This window comes from Pseudarthrobacter chlorophenolicus, assembly GCF_000962805.1.
GTDB lineage: Bacteria > Actinomycetota > Actinomycetes > Actinomycetales > Micrococcaceae > Arthrobacter > Arthrobacter chlorophenolicus_A.
This window is the reverse complement of sequence record NZ_JZTW01000001.1, coordinates 646,637-665,970: the sequence shown is the minus strand read 5'-3', so window position 1 is coordinate 665,970 and position 19,334 is coordinate 646,637. Positions and strand designations below refer to the sequence as shown.

13 protein-coding genes are annotated in these 19,334 nt (G+C 66.8%); 6 read left to right on the top strand and 7 right to left on the bottom strand.

Going from position 1 to position 19,334, the window contains the following annotated elements; translation table 11 throughout:
* Nucleotides 1-44: 44 nt before the first annotated feature.
* Nucleotides 45-1,235 (bottom strand): YlbL family protein, encoded by a 1,191-nt coding sequence (locus UC32_RS03080; RefSeq protein WP_235423567.1) that lies wholly within the window; start codon nt 1,233-1,235, stop codon nt 45-47.
* A 135-nt stretch (nt 1,236-1,370) separates the two neighbouring features.
* Between UC32_RS03080 and UC32_RS03075 the strand changes: the two genes are divergently transcribed.
* Nucleotides 1,371-2,876 (top strand): zinc-dependent metalloprotease, encoded by a 1,506-nt coding sequence (locus UC32_RS03075; RefSeq protein WP_045729732.1) that lies wholly within the window; start codon nt 1,371-1,373, stop codon nt 2,874-2,876.
* Between the two features lie 30 nt (nt 2,877-2,906).
* On the opposite strand, the gene UC32_RS03070 is transcribed toward UC32_RS03075, so the two are convergent.
* The 3 genes from UC32_RS03070 to nudC all read right to left on the bottom strand — a co-directional run bounded on the left by UC32_RS03070 (nt 2,907) and on the right by nudC (nt 6,817).
* Nucleotides 2,907-3,542 carry a M48 metallopeptidase family protein gene (locus tag UC32_RS03070; RefSeq protein ID WP_045729731.1) on the bottom strand — a complete coding sequence of 212 codons (636 nt, stop codon included), beginning with the start codon at nt 3,540-3,542 and terminating at the stop codon, nt 2,907-2,909.
* Nucleotides 3,539-5,692, bottom strand: coding sequence for an ATP-dependent DNA helicase UvrD2 (locus UC32_RS03065; protein ID WP_045729730.1), 2,154 nt, complete (start codon nt 5,690-5,692; stop codon nt 3,539-3,541). Before UC32_RS03065 ends, UC32_RS03070 begins: the two co-directional genes overlap by 4 nt.
* 66 nt (nt 5,693-5,758) lie before the next feature.
* Entirely contained in the window at nt 5,759-6,817 is a 1,059-nt protein-coding gene (nudC, locus tag UC32_RS03060; RefSeq protein WP_045729729.1) for an NAD(+) diphosphatase, read from the bottom strand.
* A gap of 133 nt (nt 6,818-6,950) precedes the next feature.
* Between nudC and UC32_RS03055 the strand changes: the two genes are divergently transcribed.
* A complete protein-coding gene (locus UC32_RS03055; RefSeq protein ID WP_045729728.1) occupies nt 6,951-8,291 on the top strand; it encodes a macrolide 2'-phosphotransferase in 1,341 nt (446 codons plus the stop codon).
* A 30-nt stretch (nt 8,292-8,321) separates the two neighbouring features.
* On the opposite strand, the gene UC32_RS03050 is transcribed toward UC32_RS03055, so the two are convergent.
* From UC32_RS03050 to UC32_RS03040, 3 genes are read right to left on the bottom strand one after another with little or no spacing between them, the layout of a single operon-like run.
* Nucleotides 8,322-11,825, bottom strand: coding sequence for an ATP-dependent helicase (locus tag UC32_RS03050; RefSeq protein ID WP_152642533.1), 3,504 nt, complete (start codon nt 11,823-11,825; stop codon nt 8,322-8,324).
* Nucleotides 11,822-15,172: an ATP-dependent helicase gene (locus UC32_RS03045; RefSeq protein WP_412178013.1), complete on the bottom strand. Its 3,351-nt coding sequence runs from the start codon at nt 15,170-15,172 to the stop codon at nt 11,822-11,824. The genes UC32_RS03050 and UC32_RS03045 overlap by 4 nt, the downstream gene beginning before the upstream one ends.
* Nucleotides 15,169-15,585 (bottom strand): MGMT family protein, encoded by a 417-nt coding sequence (locus UC32_RS03040; RefSeq protein WP_045729726.1) that lies wholly within the window; start codon nt 15,583-15,585, stop codon nt 15,169-15,171. Before UC32_RS03040 ends, UC32_RS03045 begins: the two co-directional genes overlap by 4 nt.
* Nucleotides 15,586-15,648: 63 nt before the next feature.
* On the opposite strand from UC32_RS03040, the gene UC32_RS03035 reads away from it, so the two are divergent.
* From UC32_RS03035 to UC32_RS03020, 4 genes are all read left to right on the top strand, one after another.
* A complete protein-coding gene (locus tag UC32_RS03035; RefSeq protein ID WP_045729725.1) occupies nt 15,649-16,359 on the top strand; it encodes a 3'-5' exonuclease in 711 nt (236 codons plus the stop codon).
* 323 nt (nt 16,360-16,682) lie between these two features.
* Nucleotides 16,683-17,618: a substrate-binding periplasmic protein gene (locus UC32_RS03030; RefSeq protein ID WP_045729724.1), complete on the top strand. Its 936-nt coding sequence runs from the start codon at nt 16,683-16,685 to the stop codon at nt 17,616-17,618.
* A 16-nt stretch (nt 17,619-17,634) separates the two neighbouring features.
* The gene (locus UC32_RS03025) at nt 17,635-18,399 is read left to right on the top strand and encodes an amino acid ABC transporter permease (protein WP_015937660.1); all 765 of its coding nucleotides are present in this window, start codon (nt 17,635-17,637) and stop codon (nt 18,397-18,399) included.
* Nucleotides 18,396-19,133 carry an amino acid ABC transporter ATP-binding protein gene (locus UC32_RS03020; RefSeq protein ID WP_045729723.1) on the top strand — a complete coding sequence of 246 codons (738 nt, stop codon included), beginning with the start codon at nt 18,396-18,398 and terminating at the stop codon, nt 19,131-19,133. Before UC32_RS03025 ends, UC32_RS03020 begins: the two co-directional genes overlap by 4 nt.
* Nucleotides 19,134-19,334: the final 201 nt, after the last annotated feature.

The window sequence follows — 19,334 nt, the reverse complement described above, 5'->3', positions numbered from 1 at the left end:
GTGGCGGTAAGGCTTAGTTCCTGTCGAGTCTAGATGCGCCCAGTCTAGTTGTTTCCGCAGGTGGGCAGGCCCGTTGTGTCCTGGCCGCTGCCTGCGCGTTCGACGGCGGACCTCGCCTCCGCGAGCTTGCCCACCTTGACCACCTGGAGCCCGTCCGGGATATGCCCCACCACTTCCCCGCAGTTGTCCGCGGGTGCCAGGAACAGGGTGGCTCCCCCGGCGCGGGCGCCCTGCATTTTCTGCACGATGCCGCCGATGGCCCCGACGGTGCCGTCCGGCGAAATGGTGCCCGTGCCGGCGATGTGCTTGCCGCCGGTCAAGTCACCGGGGGTGACAGTGTCGATGATGCCCAGGGAAAACATGAGCCCGGCCGACGGGCCGCCCACTTTGTCCAGCGAAATATGCACATCGAAGGGGAACGTAAACAGGTACTTGAGCATCACGCCGAGGATGAACCGGCCTTCCCCGTTGTCCTTGGGGGTAATGGTCTCAGTCACCGGCTGGCCGTCCCGTTCCAGCACCACTGCTGCGGGGGCGCCCTTGCCCGCCGCGAGCTCGTCCTGGATGACGCTTAACGACGTGATGGCCTTGCCGTTGATGGTTTTGAGGACGTCCCCGGCCCGGATCTTGCCTTCCGCCGCCGACCCGTCGGACAATCCAGCGGCCTGCAGCTGCTGGCCAAACGGTATCTTCAGTTCGTTCAGTGCCGAGGCGACGGCATTTTCCTGGGACGTGGTCATGGCGACGGCACTCTGCTCGGCCGCTTCTTCCTTCGTGGTCCCCGTGGGATAGATCAGCTCCACCGGGTAGACGGACTTGGACCGGTCGAGCCAGGCAGAGAAAGCGGTCAGGATGCTGACCGGGCTGTTAGGGCCGCCGTCGACATAGACGGTGGTGAGGTCCAGGTTGCCTGCCGCGGGGTAGGACTCGTGCCCGGTGACCTTGATGACGGGCGTTCCCTGGCCCTGGCCCAGGGTGTTGTACGTGGGTCCCGGGGACTCGATGACGTACGGCACCGGGAGGACCCCGACGGCGATGCCCAGGCCCAGTGCCGTCACGCCGGCCAGCATCATGGCCGAAACCCTGGGGCTTCGCCGGGGCGCAGGTCCTGTAGGCGCGCCGCCGTCCGCGTCATTGCCGCCGGCCGCTCCGCCGTCGTGATCCCCTTGCCGGGGCTGGGAAAGAAGCTCTGAAGCGTGGTCCTCGGAGGGGTACCCGCCACGGGTTGTAGTCACCCAACAACAGTACGCGGTGGCAGGACCCGGGTGCTCTTTGCCCACAGCGAACGTCAAGCCGGTGCGGCAGACAGCCGTGGATGGCCGGGGTACCGTGAAGGTTGAGCACCAGTCACACCGACGATCGGCGGGATCATGACCTCCAACCCACACAATTCTTCGAACGGCGACGATACCCCCAAGGACCCGTTGGCCGAGATGCTGCAGAACCTGATGGGCGGCAAGGGCATGGAAAACTTCGATCCGGCCGAGCTCGCCAAGGCCGCCGGCCTGCCGAACGACCCCAACCTGCTGGCCCAGATGTTCTCCCAGGTCCAGGCCATGATGAGTGCCCCGTCCGAAGGGCCCGTCAACTGGACGCTGGCGCACGACAATGCACGGCGCGTGGCCGCGAGCAGCTCCGATCCTTCGGTGACCTCCCAGCAGTCCCGGGACGTGGATGAGGCCCTCCGCCTGGCCGAGCTGTGGCTTGACCCGGTCACGGACCTGCCGTCCACCGGATTGATCGGGCGGGCCTGGTCCCGTGCGGAGTGGGTCGAGGCAACGCTGGGGACCTGGAAGCGGCTGACGGAGCCGGTGGCGAACAGTATCGCCAATGCCCTCTCCTCCGCCATGACGGAGCAGATGCCCGAGGAAATGAAGTCCATGATGGGCGGCGCCTCCTCGATGCTGCAGAACATGGGCGGCGCCATCTTCGGCATGCAGCTGGGCCAGGCCATCGGCGCACTCTCCGCTGACGTTGTCAGCTCCACGGATATCGGCGTGCCGCTTGCCGACCTGGAAATGGCCCTGTTGCCTGCCAATGTTGCCGCATTCGGCGAGGGCCTGTCCCTGCCGGAAAACGACATCCGGCTGTTCCTGGCAGTGCGTGAGGCCGCCCATGCCCGCCTGTTCGTGCAGGTCCCCTGGCTGCGTGGGCACCTCCTCGGAGCCATTGAGGCATATGCCCGCGGCATCCACATCGACACCTCGCGCATCGAAGAACTCGCCCGGGACCTGGATCCGAGCAACCCCGAGGGAATCCAGGAAGCCCTTTCCCAGGGTGTCTTCATGCCGAAGCGCACCCCCGCGCAGGAACAGGCACTGGAAAAGCTCGAAACCGCCTTGGCCCTCGTTGAGGGCTGGGTCGACGAGCTGACGGCCGCGGCCACCGAGAATGTGCTCCCGTCCGCAGCCGCCCTGCGTGAAACCGTCCGCCGGCGCCGCGCAACCGGCGGCCCGGCAGAGCACGCCTTCGCTTCCCTGGTGGGGCTGGAGCTGCGGCCGCGCCGCCTCAGGGATGCGGCCACGCTGTGGGCCGCCCTGAAGGAGGAGCGCGGTGTCGAAGGCCGGGACGCCATCTGGCACCATCCGGACCTCCTGCCCACCGCCGAGGACCTGGACGACCCCAAGGGCTTCAGCGCCCGCCGCAAGCTGGCCGAGGCCAGCGACAGCGAAGTGGACGATGCCCTGCAGAAGCTGCTCAGCGGTGGTTTTGATGCCCCCGGCACCGATGACGCCACCGAAGCACCAGCTGGCGCCGCGGAGAGCGGAGACGGCGGCGCAGGCTCCGGCTCGGACGACTCCGGTGGACCCGGTGGCGACAGCACCGGCGACGACAGCAACGGCGACGGCGGCGAAGGCACCCAGCCGAAGGCCTGACCTTCCTGCTGCCGTGGCAGCACACTCCCCCTAGTCGGCGTCCTCCGGCCAGCCTTCGGGCTCCGGCAGGGCGCCGGCTTTGTCGTTCCCGGCTCCGCGGCCGGTGGCGAGGCCGCGCGCCGAGGCAAAGGACACCCCTTCCAGGAAGGCTTTCGCGCGCTGCGTTTCCGGGTACGCCTCGAGCAGCTTCCAGAAGGCGGCGTTGTGTCCGGCCACGAGGAGGTGCGCAAGTTCGTGGAGCAGGACGTAGTCGATGACCCACTGGGGCATCGGCTTCAGCTTGTCTGAAAGCCGGATGGTGCCCTCCGCCGGCGTGGCCGAGCCCCAGCGTGAATTCTGGTTGCTGACCCACCGGACGGACGCCGGTGTTGCCCGTCCACCCAGGTATTGGGCAGAAAGGTGGGCGGCGTGGGCCGCAAGGGCGGCATCGGAGGCCGGCCGTTTCCTGCCCGCCGCGCTGCGCCGTTCCCCTTGCCGTTGCAGCTTTGCCAGCATGCGCCGGACCCACTCAATTTCCTGCGCCGGCGTAAAGCGCGCAGGAATGGCGACGACGGCAGTCCCGTCCTCCCAGAAGGCAGCCACCGTCCGGGTCCGGCGGGAAGACCGCCTGACCTCCACCGGTGCGCCGTCGGCTGTGGTCAGTGCGGCCGACCCGCCATACGTCACAGCTCAGCGCTCTCGGTCAGTACCCGCAGGACGTCTTCGCCATACTTCTCAAGCTTCGATGGGCCTACGCCCGCCAGGCCGGCGAGGTCCTCGATTGACGCCGGCCTCGCTTCGGCGATGGCGGTCAGGGTTGCATCGGTGAAGACCACAAAAGCGGGCACATCGGCAGAGAGTGCCACCTCACGGCGCCAGGTCCGCAGGGCTTCGAACGTCTGCTCCTCGTAGCTGGGCGGGCACGCATTGCACCGTCCCACCTTGCGCTCCGCACCAGAGGAGAGCATGCTGCCGCAGACCCTGCACACTGCCGGGGCGGCAGCCTTCCGCCGAGGAGCCGGGCCCTTCCCCCGGGTGTTGGACGTTGCCACGGAGTTGGGACGGAGTCCGTCAAGGAACCTGGACGGCTTCCGGTTGGCCCGCCCGCCCGGCGTACGCGCCGTGCTCCAGGACAGGGAAAGGTTCTCCCGTGCCCGGGTGATGCCGACGTACAGGAGTCGGCGCTCTTCATCCACCGATTCCGGGGAATCGGCGAAGGAAATGGGCATCAACCCTTCGCTGAGGCCCACCAGGAACACCGCGTCCCATTCCAGGCCTTTTGCGGCGTGCAGGGACGCCAGGGTGACGCCCTGCACCGTGGGGGCGTGCTGGGCGAGCGAACGTTCCTGGAGTTCGTTGACGAAGTCCGCCAGCCCGAACTCCGGGCCGCGGACCTGGACCAGCTCATCGGCGAGGGCCACCAGCGCCGCCAGGGACTCCCACCGTTCGCGCAGTGCACCTCCGCTGTGCGGGGCGGACTCCGTATACCCGAGGGAGGCGACAATGTCCCGCACCAACTGCCCGAGCGGTTCACTGGCCCCGTCTTCGCTCACCGCCCTGGTGGCGGCACGCAACTGGAGGATGGCGTCCCGGACTTCCTTACGGGCAAAGAACCTCTCGCCGCCGCGGAGCTGGTAGCCGATGCCGGCGGCGGCCAGAGCCTGTTCGTAGGCCTCGGACTGCCCGTTGGTACGGAACAGGATGGCAACTTCGCTGGCCGGGGTGCCGGCCTCGAGCAGCGCCTTGATCTTTTGCGCGACGGTGGCGGCTTCGGCTTCGTCGTCGGTGCACTCGGTGAACGTGGGTACCGGGCCGGCGGGCCGCTGCGCCACCAGCTGCAGGGGCGAGGCCCACGCGGCATCCGCTGCCGGACCACCGCTGCGGCGTCCGGCCAGCAGGTCGTTTGCCAGCTTTACCACCTGGGGTGTGGACCGATAATCGCGGATCAGCTTGACCACGTTGGCCTGCGGGTACCGGGCCTTGAAATCCAGGAGGTGCCGGGGCGAGGCACCGGTGAAGGAGTAGATGGTCTGGCTGGCGTCGCCCACGACGCAGAGTTCGTCCCGGCCACCGAGCCAGAGCTCCAGAAGCCTTTGCTGCAGGGGCGAAACGTCCTGGTACTCGTCCACCACGAAGTGCCGGTACTGCTCCCGGACGGTGGCTGCCACTTTCTCGTCCTCCTGCAGGATCCCCACGGTGATCAGGAGGACGTCCTCGAAGTCGATGACGTTGCGGTCTGTCTTCACGTCCTCGTAGGACTGGAAGACGCGGGCCACGGCGGTGAGGTCGAAGCCGCCCGGGGCGCCCCTGTCCTGCGCGTTTTCCAGGTAGTTGGCCGGGGTCAGCATGGAAACTTTCGCCCACTCAATTTCCGAGGCGAGGTCCCGGATGGAAGCCCTGTCCGTGCTGAGCCGCAGCCGGCGGGCCGCTTCCGCCAGGGTCTGCGCCTTGTGCTCCAGGAGGTTCGGCAGCGTACCGCCTACGGCCTGTGGCCAGAAGAACTGCAACTGGCGCAGCGCCGCAGCATGGAACGTCCGGGCCTGGACGTTGCCTGCTCCAAGGTCCCGGAGCCGGCTTCGCATCTCCGCCGCAGCCCGCGCCGTGAAGGTCACAGCCAGGAGCCGCTGCGGTGTGTAGACACCGGAGTGGACCCCGTAGGCGATGCGGTGGGTGATGGCCCGGGTTTTTCCGGTTCCGGCCCCTGCCAGGACGCAGAGGGGTCCGTTCAGGGTGCTGGCCACCTCGCGCTGTTCGGCGTCAAGCCCGCCCAGGATGCGGTCCTCCAATGAGGCAGTACCGTCCTGTGAATGTGCTCCGGTGAAATTGTCTGTAGTCACGTCTATTGCTCTGTGTCCCGTTGCTGCTTTGTACGACTGCCGCGCCCAGCCTTATGAATATTGATCTCAGGCGTCGGCGAGGTCCCGGATCCGGCCGCCGTACCAGTGTTCGATAAGTGCCCGGGCGATGGAAAGCCGGCTGGAAATAGTGATTTCACCGCTGAGGACGGCGTCTTGGAGTTCCTCGCGGCTGAACCAGCGCGCCCTGGTGACCTCCACGCCGTCGGGCGTTGCCACGGCGTCATCGGTGATGGCGGTAAATCCAAGCATAAGCGAGGCGGGGAAGGGCCACGACTGCGAGCCCAGGTACTGGCAGGCTTTCACGCGGACGCCAACCTCCTCGAACAACTCCCTGACCACGGCTTGTTCCAGGGACTCTCCCGGTTCCACGAAGCCGGCCAGGGTGGAGAAGTTCTTTGCGTCAGCCGGGCCCCCGCCGCCCAGGAGCAGGCGGCCGTCAGGGCCCACCACCGTCACGATGATGGCAGGGTCTGTCCGCGGATAGTGCTCCGAGGAATCCGCGGGGCAGCGCCGCACCCAGCCTCCGGCCTGCACTTCGGTGGGCGCGCCGCACCGCGGACAGTGTGTATGGCCGGCATGCCAGTTGGCAATGGCACTTGCCTCCACGAAGAGGGCTGTCGCCGTGGGACCCAGGCCAGCCGCCACGTCACGGAACCCGGCCCATGAAGCCTCTTGGGGAACGCCTGCCGTTCCCGTCTCGACAGGGGCGGGAAGCACGAACAGCAGCAGTTCCGTCCCGGTGGGAAGATCGGCCGCCGGCAGTGCGGATCCCAGGTAAACCATCAACTCCGGAACGGCACCCGCCGCGGCCAGCTCCGTGTGCAGTACACGGGCGTTGGCAAGGAAGAGGCTGCCCCCGCTCACCAGCCCTTGCCTGCCCGCCAAGACAACGGCCAAGGTGTCCGGAGCGGCCAGGAGCTCTTCCACCATGCCTTCCTTCATCCGCTCAGTAGAGCCCCTGTCCACCAGGGCCGGCCGGACCGGAAGCAGGGTGTCGCGAAGATGGTTGGCAGCAAGAAGTCCCGGCCCGTCCGGGGTATGCGCTGGTTGACCCTGGGCGGGCATTTCCTGGTGGACGGGCGTGGCAGACTCCGCGTGGCTCATGACTCCACCGTACTGACTGGGACTGACATTTGAACATTCTGGCCCCGTTGGGTATCCCCCTGTTTTGGACGTATCTGGAGACTCGCCGTTACCGGACCGGCGTCTTGGACGGCGGGCAATCTACCGTGGGACGGTGAGAAGAAAACCGATTGAACTGGCAGCCGTTGCAACAGCGGCAGTCCCCGGACTGACCCCCACGGCAGTTAGCTCCGCGCCGGATGATCCTGCGGACTTCGATTCGGCGCTGCTCCTTGACTCGGAAGGAAAACGCTGGCGCGTCAGGTCACCCCGCCATGCGGAAGCCAGTGCCCGGCTGGAAACGGAATTCCTGGTCCTTCGTGCCTTCGCTCCAGCCATCCGGGCTGAGCTGCCGTTCCTCATGCCCACAGTGGCCGGCAGTGTCCGGCTGGGGACCCTGAGCACCTTCGTCTACTCGCACCTGGCCGGCAGCACCCGCAGCGTTGAAGACCTCACCGCCGGCCCGGCTCCGCTGGCCCGGGAAATCGGCGTGGCCCTGGCAGCCATCCACGACCTTCCGCGGACGCTGGTCAGCAACGCCGACCTGCCCAGTTACACCCCCAATGAGTTCCGCCAGCGCCGGCTTAACGAGCTGGACCAGGCCGCCACCACCGGCAAGATTCCTTCGGCGCTTCTGCTGCGCTGGGAACACGCCATGGAAGACGTGTCGCTCTGGCGCTTCAACCCCTGCGTGGTCCACGGCGACCTGCACGAGGACAACCTGCTCGTGGAGGGCCAGCGTGTCACGGCAGTTACGGGATGGACCGATCTTCGGATCGGCGACCCCGCCGACGATTTTGCGTGGCTGGTGGCCTCCAACGAACAGGACTTCGTTGACGCCGTCCTGGCCGGCTACACCGCCAGCCGCCGCGACACCCCGGACGCGCACCTGCTGCGCCGGGCGGCCCTGTCTGCGGAGTTTGCCCTCGCCCAGTACCTGGTCAAGGGCATTGCTGCGGGCGATGCCGAAATGGTGGCCGAAGCAGAGGGCATGCTTGAGACGCTTGCCGCCGATATCGCAGAGCACGGCGGCCAACCCATCAGCGTCGAGCCCCAGCCGCCAACCCAGCCCGGGCACGCTGCCGGCACGGTGCCGGCAGGCTCGGGCGCCAGCACCCCGGCGGCCACACCGTCCCTGGAAGGTCAGTCCCGCACGGGTTCTTCCACGCAGAACTCGCTCGACGGCGGCCCGGCGGCGGGGATGCCCGCCGTGACAGTGGTGCCGGTGCCGGTCCAGCCCTCGGTATCCGCCGTTCCCTTGCCTGCGCAGGCAGCAGTGCACGTGACGAAGATCCCTGCAACGCCTGCCGCAGCGGCAACGGACCACGATGTTCCGGTCGCGGAGCAGGGCAGCGACACGTCAGCTACGGCCGGCACGGACCAGGCCGCCGGCAGGGCAGGAGACGACACCTCGACTGCGGCCCTCTCCGTCATCAAGGCCAACAACGGCCGTTAGCAGTTCGCTGCCGGGCGCGGCAGCGAACCGCTACTGGTTGGCAACAGCGCCGGCAACGATCGCTTCAAGTTCTGCTGCTGTCCCAAGATCGTGGGGCCGGACTACTTCGTTGTCTGCCACGTAGAAGAACGCTGCCCGGACAGATTCCAGCGGAACGTCCTTGAGCCGCGCCCAGGCGAGCCTGTAGACGGCGAGCTGTACCGCCCGCGTTTTAAGCCGCGCGCCGGACGGCCGCCGCCCGGTCTTCCAGTCCACCAGATCCCATCGCCCATCGGCGTCGCGGAATACGGCGTCGATCCGACCACGCACCACAACGTCACCCACCCGGGTTTCGACAGGCACTTCCACGTAAGCGGGCGCCCTGTCGGCCCACTCCGAAGCCCTGAAAGTCCCCACCATGGAGTCGAGGTCGTAGGCTGCATCGATGTGGTCATCAGACCCGGGAGCCTCGCCGAGGTCAAGCATTCCTGCGGAGCCGAAATACTCCTCCACCCATGCGTGGAAGGCGGTCCCCTTGCGGGCTGACATACCCGGTTCGCGGGGCACCGGCCGGCGAAGCCTGGCGAGCACGGCCGCCGGATCCTCTTCCAGATCGACCAGGGTGGAAGCGGAGATGTGGGTTGGCAGGTGGACGTCCTGTCCTTGGGACCGGCGTGAACGGCGTTGCAGCAGCAGCGCAGCTTCCTTGGCCCAGCCGGCTGCCGGGCCGGCCAGTCCGGGGTTAGTGGCTGGCTCCTGCTCAGGCCGGAGATTGGCGAGCCCCTTAGCCAGTTCGGCCAACACCCTCGCTGCTGCGGCTTCCATGGGTGCCCTGCGCCCGCCGAAGAGACGGAGCCGTTCTCCCGAACGGGGATCGATGGGTCCTTCCAAGGGGTCGTAGGGCCATCCCGCTACTTCCGTTTCCAGCGTCAGCGGGCTGTTTTCCGGTAAGGCTGCTTCATCGAGTGACAGGGGGTGCACGCCGGCACGGGCGGGTGCTCCGCCCGCCGGCACGGCCAGGGTTTCCAGCTCGGCAAGGAAAGGGGACATGGTGCTCCGCCCGGACCGCGATCCCACCCAGGCAGCGCTGGAGACCCAGAGAACATGTTTGGCCCGGGTATAGGCCACGTAGGCAAGCCGGCGTTCTTCGGAGTCACCGTGTACCTGCACGGCTGCCTTGAAATCCTTTTCGGCATCGATCCAGCCCTTCTGGTCAGGCTGGTCCAGGTCCCACTGCGGAAGGTCGGACCGGTCCCCGCGAAGGGGCCACGGAAGCGCAGCCGTCCCGCTGCTCCAGCGCGAATCCTTATCGGTGGGGAAAGCCCCGGCGTTCAGCCCCGGAACAAAGACCGCGTCCCATTCCAGGCCCTTGGAGGCGTGAACCGTCAGAAGCTGGACGGCTTCCCTGTTCACGTCCCCTGGCGGGGCTTCGAGGCCGTTCTCCTCAGCGGCCGCTGCCTCGAGCCACGAAAGGAAGGCGAGGATGTCCACCCTGTGGGAGGTGCGCAGGAACCCGGCAGCGGCATCCTGGAAGGCATCGAGGTTCCGGCGGGCCTGGTGGATGCTGACGCCGGGCAGGGCCGCAACCTCGATGTCGAGGAGCATGGCACGTTCAACTTCGCCCAGCAGGGTGGTGAGGTCATCGCCCAGGTAGCCACGAAGCTGGCGCAGCTCCACGGACAGGCGGTGGAGCCTCACACGGGCAACCTCCGTCAGGCACCGTCCGGCGGAGGAGGTCCAGCCCTCGCGGGGAAGCCAGTCAAGAGCTTCCACCAGGCTGGCGCCGTCGGTCAGGTCCGACTCCGGGACCGTGCCGTCGTCGTCCCCGGGTTCAGCAGCCTCCGGATTCGCGGAAAGCTGCACGCGCCGGCGGGCCAGGTGGCTGGACCAGTCACGCAGTGCCATCAGATCTGCCGGTCCAATCCGCCAGCGGGCACCAGCCAGCAGGCGCATCAAAGCATCGGATCTGCCGGGGTCGGCCAGGACCCTGAGGGTGGCCACCAGGTCCACCACTTCCGGGGTATCCAGGAGTCCGCCGAGTCCGACTATTTCGTAGGCGATGCCTCGTGCCTCAAACTGCCGGCGGATCGGTTCCATCTGGGCACGGCGCCGGCACAGGACGGCGAGCGCCGGGGCCACCGAAGATCCGTCCGGCTTGGTTTCAAAATCAGTGACCCGGTACTTCAGGACATCGTCCGCGAGCGCAGCGGCCTCTTCAGCGTCGCTGGCGAAGCGCCCCAAAACTACCCTGCCCTCCGCTGCAAACGGACTGGGCTGCAGCGGCGGCACGCTGGCGGCCGCTGTGGCTCCCCCGCCGGCCGGTCCGCGCTGCGCTTCGGCCTTCGCAAGGGATTCTGACATGACGTTGGCGGCGGCCAGGATGGACTTGCCGTTCCGCCAGGCTGTGGTCAGGTACGACGTGGGGGCCGGCTTCCACTGGGCAGGGCCTTCGGCCTGGCCGGTGCGGGCCGGGAACTCGCGGACGAAGTGGAACAGCTGCCCTGCCGAGGCACCGCGGAATCCGTAGATGGATTGGTTGGGATCCCCCACCGCTGTGACGGCGTGACCGCCGCCGAACAGGCGCGAGAACAGGACCAGCTGGGCATAGGAGGTGTCCTGGAACTCATCAAGCAGCACCACCTTGTACCGCTGCCGCTCCATGTGTGCCGCGAGTGGAACATCGCTGGCCACCCGGGCGGCCAGGGAAACCAGGTCCCCGAAGTCGAGCGCTCCCCTTGCCCGCTTGGCGTCCGTGTAGCGGCCCACCATGTCAGCCACGCTGGCCCGCGTCCTCAGCATCCGTGCGATGTCCGCGGCTGCCTGCGGCGGATTTTTCTGTTTCCCGGCCAGGTACGGCAGCGACTCATAACCGGCGAGCCGCGCCATCAGCCAGGATTCCACTTCCTCTGGCTCCTGCAGGTGTTCGGCACATTCGCCGGCCAGCTGGATGACGGCCTTCACGAGGGTGGACTTGGCCGCCCGGAAGTGGCCGTACTCGCCGTCGTACGCCTCGACGACCTCTGTGGCGAGCTGCCACGCCTGCGCCCCGCCCAGGAGCACCACGTCGCGCTCGACACCGAGCCGGAGCCCGTAGTCCGACACGATGCCGCTGGCGAAGGAGTGGTAGGTGGATACCTTGGGCTCAAGGGCGTCACTGCTGATCATGCCGGCCGGAAACAGTGGTGCGCTGGTGCCCCGGGAAGCCACCCGCTGCAAAGCCACAAGTTTGGCCCTGATCCTCGAAGCGAGTTCACCGGCGGCTTTCCGGGTAAACGTCACACCGAGGACTTCTTCGGGCCGGACCCAGCCGTTGGCCACGAGCCACACCACACGGTCCGCCATGGTAGCCGTTTTGCCCGAACCTGCCCCGGCAATAACGAGCCGCGGCGTCAATGGCGAGGAGATAATTGCTGACTGCTCCGCCGTGGGGACGTTCTTCTCACCCAGCAGGACTGAAAGTTCCTCGGGGCTGAACCGCACGGGCGGCGGGAATTCACCGTCGGCAGGCCCTATGGTTGGCTGGCTGTCGACGGGCACCTGTACATCCTGGCTCATTCGGTTACCTGCCGCCCGCGGGCACAGAGCGGGCAGACCTCGGGGAGCCTGCAGCCGTGCCCGCCGAAGCTTCCCTTGCCGGGGTCATGCCGGGCCTCGAACGTGTTGCCTCCCATGACGGCGGCGGCCTCCTTGACCATGTTGAGCGCCCAGTTGTCCTGCGGGTCCAGGGGCTCCTGTTCTTGGACAGCCGGCGACTTCGCCGTTGTCCCCAGCTGAGCAAGGACTGCCCCGCCGGGAAGCGCCTGTCCGGTGTCGCTGCCATCGCCGAAGCCGCCGGCGAGAACGGCGGCCTGGTAGGCGCCCAACTGCGGGTGGCTGGCCAGTTCAGTCTTACCTGGCTGCCGTTTTCCCGTTTTCAGATCCACAACAACCAATCTTCCCGCGCCGTCGATTTCCAGCCGGTCCACCTGGCCGCGAAGCACCGCTTCCCGCTGGGAAGCGTCATCGAGCAGCACTTCCCCAAGGGCCACGTCAAAGTCCTGTTCGACCCCAAGGAGGCTGCGGCCGCTGCCGCGCATCACCAGAACGTATTGGGCGAGCTTCCGCACCATGGCCTCTGCCCTCTGGTGGTCCAGCCTGCCTTCCCAGTTGTCTTTCATTCCCAGCTGCGGCCAGCGGCGGGCAAGCTCGGCAATGTATTCCTGGCCTGAAGCGTCAGGCATGTCCTGGGCGATGGCGTGGACAAGTGTGCCAAGGCTGCGGGCAAAGTCCGTCGCGGCTTCACCGCCGGCTGCCTGGACGAACCAGTCCAAAGGCGATTTCTGCACGGATTCGACCTTTGACGGGGAAACATACACTGTACCGCCCGGCGGCACCACGGCGTCGTTGGATGTGAGCGGCTGAATACCCCACCAGCTGTCCGGATGGGCGCCTGGAGCAGGAGGCTCGGCGGCTGCGAGGCCTGCCAGGACCCTCGCCGCCTCCTGCGCCTGGGCGCCGTCCAACTGTGCATGTTGGCGCAGCTCCGCGACGAGGGCACGCAGCGTCATGGGCCGTTCCACTGCCGTGAAGCCCCGTGCGTCCTCACCCGGGGCCAGCGGCGCGGCGTAGTCCAGGAACGACGACGGCTGGTCGTCTTCGGAGGCCACCGCAGTGCAGATGAGCAGTTCCTCCGCACGGGAGACGGCGGTGGAAAAGCTGCGGAGTTCGTCATACCTGATGTCGCGCAACCGGCTGAGCGGGTCACGCTGCAGGGCGTAGGACGTTCCGTGCTCAACGGCGTCCGCGTAAAGGGTGCTGCCCAGAAGCTCTCCCCGAAGCCTGGTGTTGGGCCATACCCCTTCCTGCAGGCCCGCGATGATCACAACGGGCCATTGCCGACCGGCAGCGCTGGCCGGGGTCATGATTTCAACGGCATCGTCAACCTGCGCACGGGCGGCGAGTGTGTCCATGGGCAGCTCCTGGTTCAGGAGGTATTCCAGGAACTGCTCGGGGCCGGCGCCCGGCATCTGGTCCACGTAGCGCTCTGCCGTGTGGAACAGGGCCATCATCGCGTCCAGGTCCCTGTCCGCCCGGGCGCCGTGCGGCCCGCCGGCCAGCGCGGTTTCCGTCCAGGCGGCGGAAAGTCCGGTGGCGCTCCACAGGGCCCACAGCACAGACTCGGCGTTGGCACCAGGTTGGTGCGCTGCTTCCTTGCCTGACTGGATCATCCGGGCAGTGCGGCGGGCGGCACGGCCTTCAATCCCCAGGCTCCCCAGCGCCCCTGGTTCCAGTAGCGCCTCAACCAAAAGGGAGTCGCTGCCACGCCCCCCGCCACCCGTCAGCTCCTCGCGGCGCAGCGATTGCCGAAGCCGCCGGAGTTCAAGCGGGGTGGCCCCACCGATCCTGGAGGTCAGGAGCGACACCGCTGCTTCGGGGGTCAGGAGCGAGGGGTCCAGTGCAATGGCATAGGCGTCAAGGAGGGGGCGGACGGCCACTTCATCGCGCACCGCCGACTCAGCTACCGGCACCCGCACGGGGATGCCCTGCCCGGACAGGTAACGCTGCAGTTCGCTGACCTGGCCGCCGTTGCGCACGATGACGGAAATGTCCGTCAGGGGGCGGCCTTGGCCGATGTGCTGGTCGAGGATCCGCTGGGCCACGTACCGCAGCTCGTGGACCGCCGAAGGCACCAGATGGGCTTCAACCCGGCCCGGACCGTTGCCGACCGAGGACAGCTCCAAGCGGCGCGACAGCTGGCCCCCGGCCCGCTGGGAGATGCGGCCGGCCACACCAAGCCACGCTTCCGCGATAGCAGGAGCCAGCCGGTGGGCGTGCCACAGCGGCCTCTCAAGCACCCGGGCGTCCGTCGACAGCAGCCGGGGCAACTCGGCCACAAGATCGGGCCGGGCGCCGCGGAATCCCTGGACCACGGTGTCCGGGGACGAGGTAATCAGGCAGTCCTTGCCGGCGGCAATGTCTGCCAACAGTTCGAAGACCGCAGGGTTGGCTTCCTGGATGTCATCCACCAGGATCAGCTGCAGCCGTTCCCGCTCCGCGGCGAGGAATTCCGGAGCGTCCTGGAAGATTTGCCGGGCTGCTGTGATGATGCCGGCCGGATCAAAAGCCTCCGGCATGCGCAGGTCAAGGATATCCCGGTATTCGCTGTAGAGCGCCGCCGCCGCGATCCAGTCCTGCCTGCCGCACGCCTTGCCCAGCTCCGCCAGGTCGGCGGGTGTCCGGCCGGACTCGATGATGCGGTCGAAAAGCTGGCGGACTTCCTGACGGAACCCGCGGGTCTCCAGGGCGCCTTCAAGGTCGGCAGGCCAGGGTAGTTCCAGCCCCGGTAGCCGGTGACCTTCCAGCAGCTCCTTGATAATCAGGTCCTGTTCCGGCCCGGACAGGAGCCGCGGCGGCCGGGCGAGGGGGATGATGCCCTCAGCCTTGGCCCTCCTGATGAGGTCGAATGCGTATGACGCCCAGGTCCGCGCGGGAGTGGTGCTGAGGCTTCTGTCCAGTCGCGCGGTGAAGCGGTCGCGAAGGAAGTCCGCGGCCAGCCGTGTTGGGCCGAGGATCAGGATTCCCGCGGGATCAAGGCCGTCCCGGTGGACCCGCTCCACAGCTGCCTCGACAAGGACTGTGGTCTTACCGGTTCCGGGGGCTCCCGGAACAAGCACCGGTCCGGAACCGGCAGCGACGTCGACGGCGGCTTGCTGGTCCGGCGTCAGTGCGGGCCGATCGGCATGGGACTGGCTCGGAGGAAGCAGCCTGAGGGGGCCGGAGCCGGAGGGCAGGCCCTGCCCGGCGCGGCTGCCGGGAGCTTCCCCGCCCGCAACCTCAGGGTCGCCAAAACCTGGGCCAGCCGGGTCCTGGTAGGCCTCGAAATCGTCGTCAAAGGGCCCTGCAAGTGGGAGTGTTACCGTCACACCGACATCCCATCATCAGCCTCTGACAATCGGTGGAGCTCGCGCTCCAGTTGCTCTGCCACCGCATCCATCCGGTCGAAATCCTCTCCATCGGGAGCCCAGCGCGCCGCCTGGAGGTCCACCCGCCACCGGCCTTCTCCGGTGCGCTGCCACTCCCGGTAGGCGCCGACCAACGGCGTCCCTTCATCAAGGTAGCGGCGCAGCGCGTCTGCCTCATGTCCTTCGGGGGCGTGTCCACTGGCTTTCAGGATCCGCCACCACGGGACGCCGCTGCCGTAGTGGCTCATGACCGAACCGACCTGGCGGGGTCCCCCGGAACCCAGCAGTTCTGCAACGTCGCCGTACGACACCGCGGATCCCGCCGGCACCATCCTCACGATGGCGAGGACCGCCTGCACATACTCAATCCGCATTGATCCAATGTAGCCGCAGTGGCGTTCCACGGAATTGTCCGGGGGTCCCTTTAGCGTGGAGGTATGAGCACCTGGAACACCCTCCCCCGCGCCGCGTTCGACCTTGAAACGACGGGCCGCAACTCGCGGGCCGCCCGGATAGTGACCGCCTCGGTCACAGTCGTGGACCACAGGGGCGACGTCATCCGGGAGCACGAGTGGCTGGCCGATCCCGGGGTTGAAATACCCACCGAAGCAAGCGATGTGCACGGCGTCACCACTGAGCAGGCACGGAAGGACGGCCGGCCCGCGCATGAGGTTACCAGGGAGCTTGCCGCAGTCCTGCAGGAGCTTTTCGATACTGGCGTCCCCGTTATCGCGTTCAACGCCAGCTACGACTTCACGGTCCTGGCAGCGGAGTCGGCCCGGTACGGGGTTCCCCAGCTCACCCGGTTCCCTGTGCTGGATCCCTACATCATGAACAAGCAGGTGGACCGCTACCGCAAAGGCAAACGCACTTTGACGGCCCTCTGCGAGGAGTACGGGGTGGTCCTCGACAACGCCCACACCTCCGCCGCCGACGCCCTGGCCACCTTGAAGGTCCTGGACGCCATGGCGGGTAAATTCCCTAAACTGATGATGCCCGCAAGCCAGCTCCATCAGCTTCAGGTGGACTGGGCGGTAACGCAGGCCGCGGATTTCCAGGGGTATCTCCGCAAGACCAAGCCCACTGCCGTCATCGAAGGTGATTGGCCCGTACTGCCTCCGCAGGACGCTACCGGCGGCGGCTTCTGAGCCCATATAACCCTGCTGCGAGGCACGTCACAGTAGTTCCGCGTAACATTCGGCGCCAGCCAGAGCGCCCGTCTGTTCGGCCGTATTGGATTTGACCGTCCGCACGGCGCTCCGCTTGCGTGAAATACCGAACTTCATACGGATCTGCCCCGCTTCGGCACCTCATTCTTCGCCCCACGGCAGTATTTGCCCAAGGTGAGAGAATTTAGTTTTGCGGTCACCCCTGCCCTGGCCATGCTGGACCAGCACCGGGCAGGTGCCAGGCGCCACCAGCGCAGCCTTGCGGCCCGGTTGACTTAAGACTCAATGAAAGTGACAACCTGATGAAAATCAAAGCGAAGAAGTGGCTGACTACCGCTCCCGTTGCCATTGCACTGGCGGTCTCCCTGGCCGCATGCGGCTCCGGTTCTTCCCAGCCGAGCGGAACGCCCACTGACGCCCTGCAGGGCAGCGACCAGCAGACGCTGGACAAGTACACCACCGCCGATGTCACCCCTGTCGACAAGATTGATAAGACCAAGCTTGGCCTGAACACCGAAGGCAAGCTTGAAGTCGGCACGCTCTCCGATGCCCCGCCGAACATCTTCATCGACCCGTCCGGCAAGTTCACCGGCTACGACAACGAGCTCCTGCGCGCCATCGCCGGCAAGCTGGGCCTCGAGGTCGAGTTCGTGGCTACGGACTTCTCCGCTCTGCTGTCCCAGGTCTCCACCAAGCAGTTCGACGTCGGATCCTCCTCGATTTCCACCACGGACGCCCGCCGCCAGAACGTTGGCTTCACCAACGGCTACGACTTCGGCTTCATGGCTGTTGTCGCCAAGAAGGACAGCGACGTTAAGGGCTTCGACGACCTCAAGGGTGATCTCCGCATCGGCGTGGTCCAGGGCACGGTCCAGGACGATTACGTCACCAACACGCTTAAGCTCGAGCCCATCCGTTTCCCCGACTACGCCACGGTCTACGCCAACGTGCGCAACGGCCAGGTCGACGCCTGGGTGGCGCCGTCGCAGCAGGCAACCGGACAGGTCAAGGAAGGTGACGGCACCGTCATCGCCGAGTCAGTGGTCAACACGCAGAACTTCACGGCCTACGCCGTCGCGAAGGACAACCAGCCCCTGATCGACGCGTTGAACTCCGGCCTGGACGCCGTGATTGCCGACGGTACCTGGTCCAAGCTCACCAAAGAGTGGTACCCGGACCGCGAAACGCCGACCGACTGGAAGCCGGGCAGCAAGGCCGCCACGGTTCCCCAGAACTGATTGAGCCGGGACGTTTATGGATCTCCTCGATCAACTGGCTGACACCTTCTTCAACTGGGAGGAAATGGCCAAGGTCATACCTTCCCTGCTGTCGGTGGGCCTGCCCAACACCCTGATCCTCGCCGTGGCCTCCGGCATCCTCGGTTCCCTCCTGGGATTGCTGCTGGCCATGATGGGAATCTCACGGAACGCCGGTGCGCGTTGGGTTGCCCGCATCTACACCGATATTTTCCGTGGCCTCCCGGCCATCCTCGTGATCCTGGTCATCGGCATCGGCCTGAGCCCGATTGCCCGGGAAATCACGGGCTCCCGGAACCCGTACCCGTTGGGCATCCTGGCCCTGACGCTGATCGCCGCCGCGTACATCGGCGAGATCTTCCGGTCAGGCATCCAGAGTGTTGAAAAGGGCCAGCTTGAGGCGTCGAGGGCACTCGGGTTCAGCTACGGCAGTTCCATGCGCCTGGTGGTGGTGCCGCAAGGTATCCGCCGCGTCCTGCCCGCCCTGGTGAACCAGTTCATCTCGCTGCTGAAGGACTCCTCGCTGGTGTTCATGCTGGGCCTGGCCGCCTCGGACCGGGAGATCTTCCGCATCGGTAACGATGCCATGGCCAACACGGGCAACCTTTCGCCACTGGTGGCTGCGGGTGTCCTGTACCTGATCCTGACCGTCCCGCTCACCCACTTCGTCAACTTCATCGATAACCGGCTCCGCACGGGCCGGCCGGAGAAGAAGGAACCTGACGACGCGGCAGCACCTATCGGCAAGGGGGCACAGGCATGACGGAATTCGCTTCCGGATCCCTGACCGGAAAGAACCTGCACCTTTCGTTCGGCCACAACCACGTCCTGCGCGGTATCGACCTGCACGTGGAGAAGGGCACCACCGCTTCGGTGATCGGTCCCTCTGGTTCGGGCAAGTCCACCCTGCTGCGGGTCATGAACCGGTTGATCGAGCCGGACCAGGGCGACATCCTGCTGGATGGCCGCTCGGTCCTGAAGGACAACCCGGACGAGCTTCGCCAGCGTATCGGCATGGTGTTCCAGCAGTTCAACCTCTTCCCGCACAAGACGGTGGCGGAGAACGTGACACTGGCCCTGCGCAAGCTGCGTAAGCTGCCCAAGGACCAGGCGCGTGCCGAGGCCCTGGAGCAGCTGGACCTGGTGGGCCTGAAGCACAAGGCGGATGTCCGCCCGGCCAACCTGTCCGGCGGGCAGCAGCAGCGCGTCGCGATCGCCCGTGCGCTGGCCATGAAGCCGGAGGTCATGTTCTTCGATGAGGCCACCTCGGCGCTGGACCCCGAGTTGGTCAAGGGTGTCCTGGCCCTGATGACGGACCTTGCCAAGGGCGGCATGACCATGGTGGTGGTGACACACGAGATGGGCTTTTCCCGGAACGTGTCGGACACCGTGACCTTCATGGACGCCGGCGTGGTGGTGGAGTCCGGCCCGCCGGAGCAGATCTTCACCGCTCCCGCCACGGACCGGCTGAAGGGTTTCCTCTCGGACGTCCTCTAGCCACAGGATCACAACGAAAATCCCCGGTTGCGCCGCAACCGGGGATTTTTCGTGTCCAGGGCCGCCCGTCCGAAGCTTGTCCGCAGGACCCCACCCTCAAGGGAGGGTCCTGCGAACAAACCCCAGAGAAGCGCCCGACGACGGCCCTCGCGACTGATGGGTACAGCGCCTCATGTGGGACACGCCTGCGCGGGACGGGCC

Bases quoted from the DNA above. Each gene is read 5' to 3' on its own strand.
- UC32_RS03075 (WP_045729732.1), top strand. From the start codon at position 1,371: ATGACCTCCAACCCACACAATTCTTCGAACGGCGACGATACCCCCAAG.
- nudC (WP_045729729.1), bottom strand. From the start codon at position 6,817: ATGAGCCACGCGGAGTCTGCCACGCCCGTCCACCAGGAAATGCCCGCC.
- UC32_RS03050 (WP_152642533.1), bottom strand. From the start codon at position 11,825: ATGAGCCAGGATGTACAGGTGCCCGTCGACAGCCAGCCAACCATAGGG.
- UC32_RS03040 (WP_045729726.1), bottom strand. From the start codon at position 15,585: ATGCGGATTGAGTATGTGCAGGCGGTCCTCGCCATCGTGAGGATGGTG.
- UC32_RS03035 (WP_045729725.1), top strand. From the start codon at position 15,649: ATGAGCACCTGGAACACCCTCCCCCGCGCCGCGTTCGACCTTGAAACG.
- UC32_RS03030 (WP_045729724.1), top strand. From the start codon at position 16,683: ATGAAAATCAAAGCGAAGAAGTGGCTGACTACCGCTCCCGTTGCCATT.
- UC32_RS03025 (WP_015937660.1), top strand. From the start codon at position 17,635: ATGGATCTCCTCGATCAACTGGCTGACACCTTCTTCAACTGGGAGGAA.
- UC32_RS03020 (WP_045729723.1), top strand. From the start codon at position 18,396: ATGACGGAATTCGCTTCCGGATCCCTGACCGGAAAGAACCTGCACCTT.